The sequence below is a fragment of the Coprococcus sp. OM06-34AC genome (genome assembly GCF_003462545.1).
Taxonomy (GTDB): Bacteria; Bacillota; Clostridia; order Lachnospirales; family Lachnospiraceae; genus Coprococcus; species Coprococcus aceti.
Map to the genome: position 1 here is coordinate 567,729 of NZ_QTZF01000002.1, position 17,574 is coordinate 585,302.

The window sequence follows — 17,574 nt, forward strand, 5'->3', positions numbered from 1 at the left end:
CATGGATTTTATTCATTCAAATGCTTCTGATACACTCTTCTCGTCTGCTGCCTTCTGATTCCTATACACATACCACACTCGACCATGGTCATGAGAAGTGCGGAACCTCCCGAGCTTATGAAAGGAAGAGTGACACCTGTATTCGGAATTACATTTGTCGCAACGCTTACGTTGATCACTATCTGGCATACAAGATGTACCATTACACCTATGACCATCATGCTTCCAAATACGTTCGATGACTCTTTAACTATAACATACATCTGGTATAACAGATAGCCATACAGAAGAAATAACATGATTGCTCCTGCCACACCAAGTTCCTCGCAGATTATCGCGAAGATCATATCATTCTGGGCCTCCGGTATAGCCGAAAGCTTCTGTGTTCCATTTCCAAGTCCCTTGCCGAAGAAAGATCCGCTTCCTATGGCATACAGCGACTGTATGACCTGATATCCTGCACTCTTCTCATATTTTTCTGTGTACAGCCATCCCAGGATTCGCTTTGCACGGAAGTTGTCATTTGACAGAAGTTCTTCCTCCGTAGGCAGGTAGCTCGTGGCTACCTTCACATAGACCACCGCCACCACCACAGCTATCAGCAATATTCCCAAATGCAGTTTCCAGTTCTTGCTGGCTATAAATGTTGAACAGTAACATATTCCAAGAACGACCAGACACGAACTCAGGTTTGTGGATATGACGAGCAAAAGTCCCGCCTGGAGTCCCACAAGCACCCACAGTATTATGACAGTCTGCCACTTATGCATCTCTCTCCATTTGCTGCTTATAAATGAAGCTATGAATATGATCATGAGAGTCTTCACTATATCAGCGATCTGGATTCTGAATGGTATGTGAGGGATCTGGATCCATCTCGTCGCACCATTTACATTTACTCCCAATGGCGTGAGAAGCAAAAATGTCAGTATCAATGACAGAAAATATGCAGGCCATGTAAGCTTCTTATACAGACCGTATGGGAAAAACGCCAATCCCCATATTGCCAATGCTCCGAAAACGATAAACACCAACTGGCTTCTGAAATTGCTGGCAGCCGTGCCGTAACTGGATGCGCTGAATATCATTATCAGTCCAAATGCCAGAAGGAACGTTATAGCAATTATCATCTTATATATGGTTCCCGATGTATATCTGCTTTTTTCTTTGCCCGTGGAGTTATCCACAACTGATGTATCACTCATATACAAATCTCCATCTATCTGTTCATTATCTCTTTTATAAATTTATACGCACTTATCACATCTGTGTCAAATATATCCAGGCTGTCCCTGTATTCCGGTTTCTCTATCGCTCCTGAATCACAGCCGATATGCATGCTTCCATCACTGTCCCCGCTCCACGCAAGATCAATGCTGTTACCCTTATCATATCCGGTGATCTCCGCATTTTTTCTGAACACGGCATCTCCAACCTGTATACCAAGAATTGCATCACTTCCAGACAATCTAAGCTCCAGCGATGCACTTATACTGACAGGCTTCATGGAATCCATGAGATCGGCTGCCGATATATCCACATCAAACACCACTCCTGTCTCTCCGTCACTGCTCACATCCCTCTTTTTTATCACAAGATGGTTGTCAGAATTGTCAGTAACAGTGAACTCATACGACTGTGCTGTATATTTGTCTCCGTAAAATGTCAGCGACATGCTCATATTCCTGTCGGACACATGATCCGCATACAGCTTGACCAGCTCATTTTTACTGTTCACAGCAAAATAGAGCGTGATATCCCTGCCGTCTAACATTTCATCCACAAATTGCTTTATATCATGTACCAATTCTGCCGTATTGTCAATGGTATCTATCTCCGGTATGTATTTGCCAAACATGTCATACACTTCCTGAAGATCTATATCATGTGTGCCAAAACATTCATCCAGATAACTATAGAAATCATCCACATTGAAGATGACCGAGTACACCTTGCAGTCCTGTGTACTATCCCCAGTAACCACAGTCTGTTTTCCCTCACTCGTACCCTCCATATTGAAGAAATACTTAAGTGTCTTCTGGATAATATCTGTCTGGATATCGTCACCGTTGATGTCCGCATAATTATTTGCAGCCATCCTCATACAGTTCTCATAGGCAGTGCCAAATGAGTACACTGTGTCGCTGTCTATCCCAAGCAGTGATACCACCTGAGAATTGCTCATGTTCGTGATGAGATTGTCAGCGTACTGTATTCTGATTGCCATATCATCTATATATATGAGAGAAGTCCTCTTATTTGCATAGAGCTTGAATGTCTTGTCATCAACTCCTGCCTCCGCAAGAAAATTGTGATTCGAAGCACTTCTCTTCAGCGATATGTCAACGCTGTGATCAGAATTATCCTCAAATGAAAAGCTCTGACTGCCATTTATCATGTTCATACCCATGTCAAATGTGCCATACTGCTGATTCATCTCCGACTCTCTGGAAGAATTGATGGTATTTACCATGGCCTCCACAAGCTTTATCTGAGGTTTTCTCATAAGATGAAAAAAAATAATTGCAACAACTGCTGCCACCAGAATGATGACAGTCGCTGTTATTCCAATTATTCTTTTAAGTAGTTTATTATTGTTTTTTTTGTGCATATGCATCATGATTTTCATTCAACCAGGCTATGGCCTCACACAATCCTTCCTCGGAAAAATCAAACTGCTTCGATCCCTTCTGTTCATCCGGTGTGACCTCAAAACAGAATGGCTCCGGCCATATAAATGCCGTGAGTACAGTCTTTGTCTCCTTCGGTGCATCTTCCTCTGTCTGATCTTTTTCACCCTCCGGCTCAATCTCCACAACATCCTTCTGTATCATGTAACGGATACCCTTGTCACTGCCCTTAAAAGGCCGCAACTTGTAGAATTCCAGAGCCAGCAATTCAGGTCTGTTTATCACATATATCACCCTGTCTCTTTACTTTATTGTGAACGGATATACCTCTATGATCTTCTTGGTCGTCTCGTTCTGAAGATACAGATATGTTACACCCTTAGGTGCGCTGTCACCTGATATCTTGACCCATGTTGACCAGCCGTCAACCACAGGATCTGAGAATGTTATGACGTCAGACTTGTTTCCATCCGCATACACAACGTATCCCGATATCTTCATAGAGTCATCACCGTCAAATCCAAATGACGTATGAATATATATATCTGATCCATCCTTTGTCTTGATGCTGTTAGATCCCTTATCAAGATCTTTTTCACTGCTGTTTACAAATGATTCTATATTCCACTTCACAAGCTCTGAATACAGCTTCTGAGCCTTCTCGTTGCCGTCGTATCTGAGTTCTCCGAGATACGTCATTGTAGTCTCATTGGCTGCGTTCTTATTTGCATTTGCAAATGCAAGCTTTCCGTTTGCTATCTTCTTGGACACATCAGTCTTGACTACCTTCTCATAGTAATCAACTGACTTCTTGTATTCCTTGTCCTTGTATGCCTGGGCTCCAAGTGCCTGATAACACTTGTCTTTCTCAGCTACACAGTCCTTGTAATCCTTGTCCACCTTATCATAGCTCTTGATAGCATTCTCGTAATCCTTGTTCTTGTAATACTGCTCTGCCTTCTTGTATGTACACTCACTGGCCTTGTTCTTGTAGTCATCAAATTCTGACTTCATGTACATATCATACGCATCGTCATATTTGCCGCTGTCGAGCAGCTCTGATGCCTTGTTGTAATAGCACTTTGCAAGAAGAGTCTGGGAATCGCTGTACTCCTCTATGGTTGACAGAATACTGATGGCGTCATCGTACTTCTTGGCTGTTATAAGTGCCTCCGCTTTCTTATATGTACACTCGATAACCTTGTCCGATGCATCCTTGTATGAGCCTGCATTGTTGAACGCATCTATGGCTGCATCGTAGGATGCCGCATTCATCTGATCCATTCCCGCATTGTAATAACACTGATAAGCCTTATCAAATGCGTCATCGCTGCTGAAACTCTCCTCGTCACCGTCAGATGACTTGCTGTAGTTCTCTGCAGCCTTTCTGCTGTTGCCTGACTTCTTATAATATTCAGCCGCCTCAAGGTTCTTGCCTTCTTTTTCAAGACCCTCGGCATACTCATAATAAGCGTCTCCGTTTGCCTTTGTATAGGAATCCTTGAATTTTCCAAGATCCTTATACAGTGTCACGGCCTCTTCAACCTTTCCCTGGTCCATGAGGTCGTTGGCCTCGTTATACTTTCTAAACTTTGGAACAAATATAAATGCAAAGACGCCTATAGCGATGACGATAGCCACTGGTATAGCTATGAGTGCGGCCTTTGCACCCTTGCTCATACCCTTCTTCTCGCCCTTTTTCTTTATCATTATATCGGCGCCTTCCTGTGGCATTATCTGAGGTTGTGGCATTCCCATCTGAGGCTGCTGCGGTGGCACAGGATTACCCTGTGGCTGCTGCATCATCTGAGGCATGCCCTGTGTTCCGCCTGTCAGGACAGTTGTGCTGTCATCGTCCTCATCGACGTCCGGCTCACTTGTAAGCACAGTTGTGCTGTCGTCAACTTCCGGCTCTATCAAAGGAAATTCTTTTCCACAGACAGGACACTTTCTTACGTTCTCCCCCAATTCACAACCACAATTATCACAATACATATCTCTTCCTCCATCTTGAACTCCAGCCATGCAAAATTTGCCTTCGGCAAATGGCTGGAGCTACATGTCAAGTTTTCATAGAAAACTTGACACATCCCTTACGGATCAACCTGATTTATTACATTTATCGAACTTCATATTTAAGAATTTATCCTGAATATGAACTCCTCATTTGAAAGCCTTATCACACTGTTATCAGGGATAGCCACATCAACATTGCTGTACACCTGAGTTCCGTTCAGGAATGTATGGTTTGTTGAGTTGTTATCTCTCAGATAATGTGTTCCATTGATACTGGTGATATAGGCATGTCTTCTACTTATAGACTTGTTTCCTGTTACCTTATAGTCAACACCCTGATCAGCCTTGCCAATACAGAATACCTGTTTATTAATCTGAACGCTCTCACCCGTAGTCTTTCTGGTGAGGGTCGGCTTGCTGCCTGTGACAAGTGTTCTGTTGCTGAACAGTGTTGTAGGTGGCTCCTCATCCGGCTGCTCGCTGAGTCTCTTGGCTTCCTCCGCCTTGAGCTTTGCAAGGTCTGCCTGTCTCTTAGCCTCCTCAGCATTCTTGCGGGCTGCAAATTCTGCCTGCATTCTAGCCTCCTCAGCATGCATCTCCTGCTCTCTGGCACGTCTTATCTCATCTGCATACTGCGATGAAACCTTCTCTGCCCTGATTCGCTCCTCCTCGGCATTCCTGAACATTTCTTCAGCCTTAAGCCTCTCACTGTCATCGGAATTGCCCTGATATGAGTACATATCCTGAGCTGTGAGTACCGCTGTCTGCTCATAATCCTTTGCCTCAGCAGTGACCTTCTGTCTCCATATCTCGGCTTCGACCCTTGCCGCCTCGGCCTTCATACGGGTCTCCTCTGCCTGTCTGGCAACTTCCGCCTGATACTTTGCTTCCTCTATCTGTCTCTTTACCTCATTCTCGGCCTGCATTCTTGCCTCTTCAGCCTTTCTGGCTGCCTCCTCGGCTTTGTGGATTGCAAACTCTTTATTATTGTCATTTGAAGTGAGTACCTTACTCTTGCCCTTTTCACCCTGTATTATAAGGAGCTGACTTGATGCTCTGAGATCTGACACGAATTCATTGAAATGAAATGCATCAAACTCCCTGTGATCGTTGAAATAATCAACTATCTGGTTAGCACATTCTATGGCTGGTGTGTGTGCATAGACAAATCCTGACAAGATGCTCTTCACGAACTCCCCAATGTCCTTCTTGTCAAATTTGCTTTCAAATGGAAGATACAGAAGCTGTATGGAGAAGTCACTAAATCTCACATACATATAATTCGTATCCCACACTACCTTCTCGGGTGCTAGTCCATTCTGTATGACTGACACAAGCTGCTTGCTTATGCTGAATATGTATTCCACCAGTTCATCCCTGAAAACCGGTTTCTGCATTATCTGACTAAGACTCATATCCCCATCTATTGAGAATTCAAGTTTTCTTTCCCCCTTAACAAACACTTCCCTGCACATGCTTGTGTTGCCTGCAAAAGGCACATTATAGGCATTCATTTCATATTTGCTAATAGGAGTAACCTGATCAAGTTTGTATTCAATTTTTATTGAATCTTTTAAAATTTGAGTCATACCCCACCTCCTACTATTTCAATAGCCAATATACCTCTACAGTATAACAGACAAAAAAAGCATATTCAAGGTTACAAAAAAAGGAAGATATATATTACATATATCTTCCGCTTGAGAGGTGCGAGCCGGATTTGAACCGGCGATGACGGTGTTGCAGACCGGGGCCTTACCACTTGGCTATCGCACCATATTATTTAATTAAAGCTCCCCGAGTAGGGCTCGAACCTACAACCCCTCGGTTAACAGCCGAGTGCTCTACCATTGAGCTATCGAGGAATAACGTCATAAGCATCTCCCAAAAAGGAAACGCAGAAGGAGGGATTTGAACCCTCGCGCCGCGCAAACGGCCTACACCCTTAGCAGGGGCGCCTCTTCAGCCACTTGAGTACTTCTGCAAAATGCCTAAATAAAAATCTCCTACCAAAGAGTATTTAATTTTTGACGCTTGTTTATAATACCAAACCTGGCAGTGAATGTCAAGGAGTTTTTACAAGAAAATAATAAGCCAAAAAACGACAAAAAGGCGGATACTTTTTTGTATCCGCCCTCTCTTACTATATAACCATATTTTAATAGTATACTGTTCTTATGTATGCTGCGTAACGCTCACACTGAGAACCTCTGTATGTCTTACCGCCTACCTTGACAACAGGAATTGTATATACCTCGAATGTCTGGTACTTCTTAAGACCTCTTATTACATATGATGTAGTCTTAGCGCTTACTTTCTTCTTTGTCCACTTTGATGATCTTGTATTCTTTCTGTAGTATACAACATAGTACTTGGCATTTGCTACCTTCTTCCAGTAAACCTTTGCGGCTGAATTGCTTACTGCCTTACCGGTCTTGATACATGCCTGAGGTACTATTGTCTTAAATGCTGACCAGTCACTCCAGCACTTTACACCGCCATTAGCCTCCTGGTATGAACGAATTCTAACCTTAAATCCTCTGTTGTTGATTGCCTTACGAAGCTTGGCATTGTTGATTGTTATCTCTCTCTTTGTTGTAACCTTTGTTGTATATAATCTCTTCTTACCATCGATAGAATAAATCTGAACCTGATATCCTGATGGACGATCATAGTTTGGATTTGGCTTCCATCCGATTGTTATTACATTTCCTTTCGTAGCAGGCTTCCATACAAGTGTTCCCGCCTTTGCATCTGCAAGATACTGTGGATTTACAGCCGCAGCATAGAGTGTACCTGTTGATGCATAATAATCAGATAATGCAACATAACCTGACTCTGATATTTTATATGTAATTATCCTATATCCATTATAATGATTTCCAGCCTGAGCTGATATAGTTGCTTTATTAGTCTTAACAGTAAATGATGCTTTTTCGTTTAATTTAGTTCCATCATATTTAGCAACTAAATATCCTGATACTCCTGATACACTATTCCATGATAAACCAATCTTGTTCTTTGTACCTGAAGTCTGCTTTATCGACTTGTAATCAACATAATTAGGGCTTGTAACTACCTGAATTGGACTCGTCTCTGCAGCAACTTTATTACCCACCATTGTCTGAACCTTTACATAGTATGTACAACCAGTCTGAAGTCCATAAATTCTTAATTTTGTATCACTTGTAGTGTATGTAGTATTACTGAAACTACCTGTTCTTGATGTATCATAGGCCAATCTGTATCTTTCACCTATAGAATTATTAGCATTCCATTTTACTTCTACACTTGTGTTACTATCACCTGACTGTTCAAGTCCTGTAACTGCACTTGCAGCCGATGCTGTTATTGTCATCGCAAAGAGCATGATTGACATGATTGCAAGGATCAATAACGATCTGTTGAAAACTTTTTCTCTTTTCATTAAATCTCTCCTTTTTCTTCTTTCCCTTGTTAATACAACAATTAATTTAATATGAGACTAACTCATATTAAAAGTTTACAAGTTTAATATATTTTAGTCAACATTATTGTGACTGTAATATTCAACAATTATTTTGTGCATTTTTGCTAATTCATTGTTGAGATTCTGTATACTTTTTATTTTATTCCTGTATTATTTATTCTGCTCAAGATAATCCTTTACCGCTGTTTCATACAGGTTGTGTCCCTCTGAATCTATAACCACAATAGCTGGGAAATTCTCCACTGTCATCTTCCTTATAGCCTCTGTTCCGAGATCATCGTATGCGATCACCTCGGATTTCTTGATACATTTGGAGAGAAGCGCTCCTGCACCGCCAACGGCTGCCAGATACACAGCCTTGTTGTCGATTATTGCCTGTATAACCTCCGGGCTTCTCTTTCCCTTTCCTATCATTCCACACAGACCCTTGCTGAGAATGAGTGGAGTGTATTTGTCCATTCTGCTGCTGGTTGTCGGTCCCGCCGATCCTATGACCTGTCCAGGCTTTGCCGGTGTCGGTCCGAGATAATATATCACATTGCCGTTAAGGTCTATAGGAACTATGCCCTTCTCGTATAACTCAGTTCCACTGGCGTCCACGCATCCTGATTCCATGATGGCATCATACATTCTCTTGTGTGCGGCATCCCTGGCACTGTACACTATTCCATCTATATATACATAATCCCCTGCCTTGAGGGTCTTTACCTCTTCTCTGTCAAATGGTGCCTTTATATGTCTATCCATGATGAACCTAACCTCCTCCTATAATACTCTCGTAACGTGTCTGTTCACATGACAGCACATATTAACTGCCAATGGCATTCCGGCTATGTGAGTGGCATATGTCTCTATGTTCACAGCCAGTGCCGTGGTCTTTCCTCCAAGACCGCCAGGTCCTATTCCAGTGTTGTTGATCATCTCCAGAAGCTCACTCTCTATCCTTGCTATATGCTCTCTGTCTGAGTGAACTCCGACCTTTCTTGTAAGAGCCTTCTTTGCAAGCTTCGCAGCGAGCTCAAAGTCTCCTCCAAGACCCACACCTACAAATACGGGAGGACATGCATTTGGTCCTGCATCCTTTACAGCCTGAAGAACAGCAGCTTTCACACCCTCTTCTCCATCTGCCGGCTTGAGCATGTACACCTTGCTCATATTCTCGCTTCCAAATCCCTTTGGAGCTATAGTTATCTCTATTTTATCTCCCGGAACTATATCATAATGTATGATCGCCGGGGTATTGTCCTTTGTATTTTCTCTGATAAGAGGATCCTTTACCACTGATTTTCTCAGGTATCCGTCAGTGTATCCCTGTCTCACACCTTCGTTTATGGCATCAGTTATGTTCATTCCTTCTATATGTACATCCTGTCCAACATTCACAAAGAAAACAGCCATTCCCGTATCCTGACAGATAGGAATATCATTCTCCTTTGCTATATCCAGATTCTCACATAACTGTCCAAGTATCTGTTTTCCGAGCGGACTGTCCTCAGATTCTACTGAATCCCTGACCGCCTTCTCCATATCCTCAGACAGATTTACATTTGCTTCGATGCACATCTCCCTTACATTTCTGGTAATCTCTTCTGCTGCAATAACTCTCATCTCTTCACCGCCATTTTATAAATTTGTTTTAATCATCCAGGAACGTATCATCGTTCTTTTTGTAGTTTGGATCTCTCCTGTTCATGATGAATTTGTATATGTATAACACCACTGTAAATATCGCAACAACTATGATCATCGCCGCCAATATATATATGATGTTCATTATACTGTAAGAAAGTTCAGACGCCTTCTCGGAGCTCTGGAATATCTTGTCCAGTTTTCCTTCCGTTGTTGCCTCTGTAACCGTAGATGCAGCCGTTGTAGCTGCCGATGCCACCACCTGTATCACATTCGCCGTCATGCCTTTTACCCCCAATAATTTTATTGTATTTTCCCATAATTCCAATCTCTTTATAATAACCTTCAAAATCCTGCGTTCAGGATTATTTTCTCCCAATGTGTAATCCAAGATAAGTATATCATAACGGCTATTTGCACACAATCTGTAAACATCCATGGACATAAAAAAAGATGTACTGTCTTGCATATTACAACACAGTACATCTATCTTTATTTGTAATTATAATTACTCCTCTGAATTACTCTCGGCATCATTCTCCGTATCGTTCTCTACATTCTCTGATACTTCATTTTCTGCTGATTCTGGATTCTCTGAGTCCTCTGCCTCTTCATCTTCATCACTTCTTGCAAGCTTTGCAACAGATGCCACAAATGTGTTGCCATCCTTGCCTATATTCATAAGCTTGACACCTGAGGTTATTCTTCCTATTACAGTTATATCTGAACAATGCATTCTGATCATGATTCCCTCATTGGTCATCATCATAATGTCATGGTCATTTGTCACGGCCTTTGCGCTGACGATGTCACCGGTCTTCTCGGTTATCCTGTAACATTTGACACCCTTACCGCCTCTCATCTGAGGGGCAAATTCTGACAGTTCAGTTCTCTTACCCATACCCTTTGTGGTTACGAAGAGCATCTCGTCGCCCTGAACATCAAGCTGCATTGCTATAACTTCATCGCCCTTGTCGCATCTTATTCCACGTACACCCATGGATGTACGTCCTGTATCACGGACACATTCCTCATTGAATCTGATACACATACCCTTGGCAGTTACAAGAAATACATCATTCTCACCGCTCGTTGCCTTAACCTCTATGAGTTCATCTCCCTCATTCAGTGTTATGGCTGCCAGACCGGTCTTTCTTATATTCTCAAATGCCTCTATCTTGGTCTTCTTTACAATACCATTCTTTGTAGCCATCATGAGATACTTCTTGTCAAATCCGGCTATAGGAATTATGGCTGTTACCTTCTCACCAGGAAGAAGCTGAAGAAGGTTGACTATCGCAACGCCCCTTGCATTACGTCCCGACTCAGGTATCTCGTATCCCTTCATTCTGTATACTCTTCCCATATTGGTGAAGAACATTATGAAGTTGTGGGTATTAGTAAGGAATATCTCATCGATTATATCGTTGTCGATGGTGTTCATTCCCTTGATACCCTTGCCGCCTCTGTTCTGTACCTTGAAGGTATCCTTTGGCATTCTCTTGATATATCCGAGCTTTGTCATGGAGATAACTATCTCTTCTCTCTTGATAAGCTCCTCATCTGTTATATCATCTGAATATGCAGTTATGGATGTTCTTCTCTCATCACCGTACTTGTCAGCTATCGCTGCAAGCTCAGTCTTGATAACTCCGAGAAGCTTATTCTCATCTGCAAGTATCTCCTTGTACTCAGCTATCTTCGCAATAAGCTCATTGTACTCGTTCTCGATCTTCTCTCTTTCCAGACCTGTCAGAGCACGGAGTCTCATATCAACGATTGCTCCGGCCTGTGCCTCGGAAAGTCCAAATCTTTCGATCAGCTTTGCCTTAGCCTCTCCAACATTCTTTGAATTTCTGATGATCGTGATGACCTCATCTATGTTGTCCAGTGCTATGAGATAACCCTGTAATATGTGGGCTCTCTCCTCAGCCTTGTTCAGATCATACTTTGTTCTTCTTGTGACAACATCCTCCTGATGCTTCAGGTAGTATGTGAGCATGTCCTTGATGTTGAGTATCTTAGGTACTCCATCCACCAGAGCCAGCATGATACATCCAAATGTATCCTGGAGCTGTGTGTGCTTGAAGAGCTGGTTGAGTATTACGTTGGCATTGACATCCTTTCTAAGCTCAATGACAACTCTCATTCCCTCTCTTGAAGACTCATCTCTTATATCTGTGATTCCATCGATTCTCTTGTTCTTGACAAGATCGACCATATTCTTTATAAGAAGTGATTTATTTACCATATATGGCAGTTCGGTTACAACAATGCGGTGCTTTCCGTTGTTCATTGTTTCGATTTCTGTGATTGCACGTACTTTTATCTTGCCTCGACCTGTTCTATATGCATCGTTTATTCCCTGTCTGCCCAGTATCTGTGCGCCTGTAGGGAAATCCGGACCCTTTACTATGTCCATGATCTCATCTATCTCTGTCTCACGTCCTTCTTCCACTCTGTTATCGATGATCTTTATGGCTGCATCGATAGTTTCCTTTAAATTATGTGGTGGAATATTGGTAGCCATACCTACTGCGATACCTGATGTACCATTCACCAATAGGTTAGGATAACGTGATGGTAGTACCACAGGTTCTTTCTCTGTACCATCAAAGTTAGGTGTGAAATCAACTGTATCTTTGTTGATATCTGCCATCATTTCCATGGATATCTTGGAAAGTCTTGCCTCTGTATATCGCATGGCAGCGGCATGGTCACCGTCGACCGATCCAAAGTTTCCATGTCCATCCACAAGTGGATATCTGGTATTCCACTCCTGAGCCAGCTTTACAAGTGCCTCGTATATTGAACTGTCTCCATGTGGATGATATTTACCCATTGTATCACCGACGATACGGGCACATTTACGGTGTGGCTTATCAGGTCCATTGTTAAGTTCTATCATAGAATGAAGTATTCTTCGCTGAACAGGTTTAAGACCATCTCTTACATCAGGAAGAGCTCTGGCAGCGATAACGCTCATGGCATAATCTATATATGAACGCTCCATTGTTTTTTTCAGACCAACTTCATCTATTTTATCAAAAATCTTATCATCATCCATTTTTTGATTTCCTTTCTCTCGATATTGGTTATGTTTTATCACATTTATTTAATCAATATACTATATATCGAGATTCTTTACATACTTGGCATTTGTCTCTATAAACTCACGACGTGGTTCAACCTTATCTCCCATAAGTACATTGAATGTCATATCGATCTCTGACTCATCGTCATCATCAATTGCCACTCTGAGAAGAATTCGTTTTTCTGGATCCATGGTTGTCTCCCAGAGCTGTTCTGCATCCATCTCTCCAAGTCCCTTGTATCGCTGTATCTTGTTGTTCTGATCTCTTCCGACTTCATCAAGTATACTGTTCAGCTCATCATCACTGTACGCATACCATACCTTCTTGTTCTTCTCCAGCTTGTAAAGTGGTGGCTGTGCCAGATATACATGTCCCTTTCTGATAAGATCAGGCATGAATCTGTAGAAGAATGTGAGGAGAAGAGTTGCTATATGAGCTCCATCCACATCGGCATCGGTCATGATGATGATCTTGTTATATCTGAGCTTCTCTATATTGAAGTTCTCATGGATACCTGTTCCAAATGCGGTGATCATGGCTTTGATCTCTTCATTTCCAAGGATTCTGTCTATTCTTGCCTTCTCAACATTAAGGATCTTACCTCTGAGTGGAAGTATGGCCTGTGTTGCTCTTGATCTCGCTGTCTTAGCTGAACCACCGGCGGAATCTCCCTCGACTATGTAGATCTCACAGTTCTTTGGATCCTTGTCTGAACAATCCGCAAGCTTTCCAGGAAGTGCCATGTTGTCTGAAAGATTTGCCTTCCTTGCAACATCCCTTGCCTTTCTTGCAGCTATTCTGGCTCTCTGTGCAACAGCCGCTTTATTCACAATTATCTTAGCAATCTGCGGATTCTGCTCAAGATAATATGTAAGCTGCTCAGTTACAACACTCTCAACTGCAGGTCTTGCCTCTGAATTACCAAGCTTCTGCTTTGTCTGACCCTCGAACTGAGGATCACTTATCTTGATAGATACGATGGCTGCAAGTCCCTCTCTCAGATCATCACCCGAGAGATTGTCATCCTTATCCTTGATAATATTATTCTTTCTTGCATAATCATTGAACACCTTTGTTATGGCTGACTTAAATCCTGTCAGATGTGTTCCACCCTCAGGTGTGTTGATGTTATTTACAAAGCTGTATGTGGATTCATTATATGAATCATTGTGCTGAAGTGCCACCTCAACACTTATTCCATCTCTGACTCCCTCACAGTAGATTACCTCATTGTACAGAGGATCTCTGTGTCTGTTCAGATATGTTACAAACTCCTTTATACCTCCCTCATAATGGAATGATCTCACCTTCTCAGGAGTAAGTCTCTTGTCTGTAAGACTTATCTTCAATCCCTTTGTAAGGAATGCCATCTCACGAAGTCTGTTTCTCAGTATATCGTAATCGTATATGTTATCTTCAAATATTGTATGATCCGGCAGGAATGTAACCTTTGTTCCTGATACTCCCTCAGGTGCTTCACCTATAACCTGAAGCTTGTACATAACCTTGCCCTTCTCATATCTCTGCTTGTACACCTTGCCATCTCTGGTAATCTCGACTTCAAGCCATGTTGAAAGTGCATTTACAACTGATGCACCAACACCGTGAAGTCCTCCGGATACCTTATATCCTCCACCGCCGAACTTTCCGCCGGCATGAAGTATGGTAAATACCACCTCAACAGCAGGTATTCCCTGCTTTTTATGTATTCCAACAGGAATTCCTCGTCCATCATCCACTACGGTGATGGAGTTATCCTCATTTATATACACCTGAATGTGGGTACAATATCCTGCCAGAGCCTCATCTACAGAATTATCAACTATCTCGTATACAAGATGGTGAAGTCCAGTGGAGGATGTACTTCCTATGTACATACCAGGTCTCTTTCTGACTGCTTCCAGTCCCTCCAGAACCTGTATCTGTTCAGCTCCATAATTATCATTTTCCATTGTCATGCTTCCTCCGTTCTTACTCTGGTGGCCGTTCCCTCCACCACGCTATAAACATTGTTGATTATTACCTGCTCTTTAACAAAATCATCATATCCCGTACAGGTTATGATAGTCTGTATATCTTTTATCTCTTCTATCAATGCATCACGTCTGCTGGTGTCCAGCTCGCTCATGACATCGTCCAGAAGCAATATCGGATTATCATTGATTATCCTTTTTACAAGTTTTATCTCCGCCATCTTGAGTGACAGGGCAACTGTTCTCTGCTGTCCCTGTGAACCATATTTTCTGGCGTCTATTCCATTTATGAGAAAACTTATATCATCTCTGTGTGGACCAGACTGTGTACTTGAATATCTGATATCCATCTCAGTCTTTTCCTGAAGTGTCTCATCGAATTTATCTTCATCGACATTGCACTCATACACTATCTCCAGCTTTTCCTTGCCCGATGTGAGATGACTGTGGATCTCCCCAATTATCTCATTCATCATGTTGATGAAATTTTTTCTCTCTTTTATTATCCTCGACCCATAGTCCACAAGCTGCATATTCCACACATCCAGTGTATCCATGAGACTTCTGTTATGATAAATCTGCTTTAACAGATTATTTCGCTGATTGAGTATCCTGTTATATGATGCCAGATTCTGATAATACAATCTGCTTATCTGACACAATTCAAGATCCATGAACCTTCTCCTCTCGGCTGGTCCATTTTTAATGATAGTCAGATCTTCAGGTGAAAAGAATATGACATTGAGAAGACCATATAATTCCGTGGCCCTCCTTATGGGTATGCCATCGATCGCCACTCCCTTATTTTTGCTCTTTCGAAGATGCATATCTATCTTGTGCGATATGTCTTTCTTGTTGACAAATAATCTTATATGGCTCTCATCTTCACCTATCTTTATGATATCTTTATCCTGCGTATTTTTTCTGTGTGACTTCGTAGTCGCTGCCATGTATATGGATTCAAGTATATTTGTCTTGCCCTGGGCGTTATCGCCGTACAGGATATTCGTATTTTTTCCAAATTCTACTTTCACATTACTGTAATTTCTGTAATTACTCAGCTCTATCGACTCTATATACATAACCTTCACCATCTGCAAGATGGCGACCACAATTATTTCTGAATACTTATCTTATCACCATCAAATTCTACTTCATCACCATCATAAAGCTTTCTTCCACGTCTGGTCTCTATCTCACCGTTAACCACAACCAGTCCCTGAACTATGACCTCCTTTGCGTCAACTCCTGACTCCACCAGACCGGCAGCCTTAAGCGCCTGTCCAAGCTTTATGAACTCATCTCTTAACTTGATTATCTCCATATTCTCACCCCTTCTTACTCTTCGTTGATTCCCATAGGAAGGATAAGGTAGATATATGTCTCTGCATCATCCTTGATAACACATGGAGATTTTGTATTGTTGAAATAAATAGTTACATTCTCATCGTCAATTACTCTGAGTGCATCTATTATAAGCTTTGGATTAAATCCAATGACAAGATTGTTACCTTCCTTCTCGATATCTATCTCCTCATTCAGAGAACCGATGAGAGAACTGATCTTGAGACCGAGAGTTCTGTCATCAATGCTGAGTCTGATAGGCTTCTTGTCTGAATCCTTTATAAGAAGAGTTGCTCTGTCCAAACTGTCAAGGAACTCTCTCTTGTTTATCTTCATCTTGATCTGATAATCAACTGAGAGCATATGGCTTATTCTGAAATACTCGCCCTCTATCAGTCTTGAAACAACCTTTGTATTGTCAAACTCAAATAATATATTGTTGTCAGTGAAATAAATATTTACAGGATCATCAACTCCACCGTTCATGATCTTGCTTATGTCGCTGAGGGATTTTCCTGGAACTACAACCTTAATGTCTGAATTATCTCCCTTGAGCTCTATATATCTGATGGATATTCTGTGTCCATCCAGAGAAACCACGCTGAGCTTATTGTTTGATACCTCAAATAACTCACCGGTCATAAGCTTATTGTTCTCATTATCTGATATAGAGAATATTGTCTGATTGATAACCTCTCTCAGCGCAAACTGGGATATGGTTATGAACTTATCCTTTGATACAACAGGAAGATTGGAGAAATCCTCTCCTGACTTTCCAGGTATGTTGAACTCAAGTCTCTCACACTTGATAAGTGTCTTGCTGTCCTTATCACTCTCTATAGTTATGTCGCTGTCAGGAAGCTTTCTTATGAAATCTGAGAAAAGCTTTGCCTCGAGTGCAACCTTTCCATCCTCTATAACAGTACCGTCAACATAACTTTCTATTCCTATCTCCATGTCATTAGCTGTGAGCTTGATAACACCGCCTGCAGCTTCAACCAGGATACAAGACAGTATCGGATGGGTCGTCTTGTTGGAGACAGCCTTTGATACGATATTTATACCCTGAAGTAAGTTAGATTTTCTTATGGAAATTTTCATTTTAAGTGTGATCTCCTTTCATGTCCAAATTTAATGATCATCAAAATATGATATGTGTGTATAACTTCAAATAACAACAAACAGCGCGAGCGCTTAACTATAAATATATTAAGATAATTAGTAGTATCAGTAGTAGTGATTTTGATAATGTTGAAAGTGTATCAAGCCCTTACAAATCAAGGCTTTGAGAATTATGTGTCCATGTTACTAATCAATTTTAACCTGTTCATAAACTGACCATTTACCAACATGTCAAAATCAGGTTAATTTGACGTAAGAACAATTCTCAAACACATAACAACATGTAACAAACATCA

The 17,574-nt window shown here is 41.6% G+C and carries 14 protein-coding genes and 3 tRNA genes; all 17 read right to left on the reverse strand.

From position 1 onward, the window contains the following. Positions 1–8: 8 nt before the first annotated feature. Positions 9–1,205 (reverse strand): FtsW/RodA/SpoVE family cell cycle protein, encoded by a 1,197-nt coding sequence (locus tag DXB91_RS05690; RefSeq protein ID WP_015534440.1) that lies wholly within the window; start codon positions 1,203–1,205, stop codon positions 9–11. Between the two features lie 14 nt (positions 1,206–1,219). Continuing rightward, positions 1,220–2,611: a hypothetical protein gene (locus DXB91_RS05695; protein WP_243003526.1), complete on the reverse strand. Its 1,392-nt coding sequence runs from the start codon at positions 2,609–2,611 to the stop codon at positions 1,220–1,222. Continuing rightward, positions 2,592–2,915: a hypothetical protein gene (locus DXB91_RS05700; protein WP_070098442.1), complete on the reverse strand. Its 324-nt coding sequence runs from the start codon at positions 2,913–2,915 to the stop codon at positions 2,592–2,594. Before DXB91_RS05700 ends, DXB91_RS05695 begins: the two co-directional genes overlap by 20 nt. A gap of 18 nt (positions 2,916–2,933) precedes the next feature. Beyond that, on the reverse strand, positions 2,934–4,625 hold the full coding sequence (locus DXB91_RS05705; protein WP_055272027.1) for a tetratricopeptide repeat protein: 1,692 nt from the start codon (positions 4,623–4,625) through the stop codon (positions 2,934–2,936). 140 nt (positions 4,626–4,765) lie between these two features. Then, positions 4,766–6,235, reverse strand: coding sequence for an FHA domain-containing protein (locus DXB91_RS05710; protein WP_243003527.1), 1,470 nt, complete (start codon positions 6,233–6,235; stop codon positions 4,766–4,768). A 116-nt stretch (positions 6,236–6,351) separates the two neighbouring features. Further along, a tRNA-Cys gene (locus tag DXB91_RS05715) sits at positions 6,352–6,422 on the reverse strand. 17 nt (positions 6,423–6,439) lie between these two features. Next, positions 6,440–6,511, reverse strand: a tRNA-Asn gene (locus DXB91_RS05720). 31 nt (positions 6,512–6,542) lie between these two features. Continuing rightward, a tRNA-Ser gene (locus DXB91_RS05725) sits at positions 6,543–6,630 on the reverse strand. 174 nt (positions 6,631–6,804) lie between these two features. Then, positions 6,805–8,073 (reverse strand): fibronectin type III domain-containing protein, encoded by a 1,269-nt coding sequence (locus DXB91_RS05730; RefSeq protein WP_118017031.1) that lies wholly within the window; start codon positions 8,071–8,073, stop codon positions 6,805–6,807. Positions 8,074–8,265: 192 nt separating this feature from the next. After that, positions 8,266–8,862: a Fe-S-containing hydro-lyase gene (locus tag DXB91_RS05735; protein WP_118017032.1), complete on the reverse strand. Its 597-nt coding sequence runs from the start codon at positions 8,860–8,862 to the stop codon at positions 8,266–8,268. A gap of 18 nt (positions 8,863–8,880) precedes the next feature. Continuing rightward, complete coding sequence (locus DXB91_RS05740; RefSeq protein WP_055145945.1) at positions 8,881–9,723, reverse strand: fumarate hydratase; 843 nt, start codon at positions 9,721–9,723, stop codon at positions 8,881–8,883. A 28-nt stretch (positions 9,724–9,751) separates the two neighbouring features. Continuing rightward, on the reverse strand, positions 9,752–10,027 hold the full coding sequence (locus DXB91_RS05745; protein WP_015534433.1) for a hypothetical protein: 276 nt from the start codon (positions 10,025–10,027) through the stop codon (positions 9,752–9,754). Positions 10,028–10,252: 225 nt separating this feature from the next. Beyond that, positions 10,253–12,811 (reverse strand): DNA gyrase subunit A, encoded by a 2,559-nt coding sequence (gene gyrA, locus DXB91_RS05750; protein WP_118017033.1) that lies wholly within the window; start codon positions 12,809–12,811, stop codon positions 10,253–10,255. 60 nt (positions 12,812–12,871) lie between these two features. After that, complete coding sequence (gyrB, locus tag DXB91_RS05755; RefSeq protein ID WP_118017034.1) at positions 12,872–14,791, reverse strand: DNA topoisomerase (ATP-hydrolyzing) subunit B; 1,920 nt, start codon at positions 14,789–14,791, stop codon at positions 12,872–12,874. A 2-nt stretch (positions 14,792–14,793) separates the two neighbouring features. Next, the gene (recF, locus tag DXB91_RS05760; RefSeq protein ID WP_118017035.1) at positions 14,794–15,894 is read right to left on the reverse strand and encodes a DNA replication/repair protein RecF; all 1,101 of its coding nucleotides are present in this window, start codon (positions 15,892–15,894) and stop codon (positions 14,794–14,796) included. 32 nt (positions 15,895–15,926) lie between these two features. After that, positions 15,927–16,136 (reverse strand): RNA-binding S4 domain-containing protein, encoded by a 210-nt coding sequence (locus DXB91_RS05765; RefSeq protein WP_015534430.1) that lies wholly within the window; start codon positions 16,134–16,136, stop codon positions 15,927–15,929. A gap of 14 nt (positions 16,137–16,150) precedes the next feature. Further along, a complete protein-coding gene (gene dnaN / locus DXB91_RS05770) occupies positions 16,151–17,257 on the reverse strand; it encodes a DNA polymerase III subunit beta (protein WP_022217382.1) in 1,107 nt (368 codons plus the stop codon). Between the last annotated feature and the right edge of the window lie 317 nt (positions 17,258–17,574).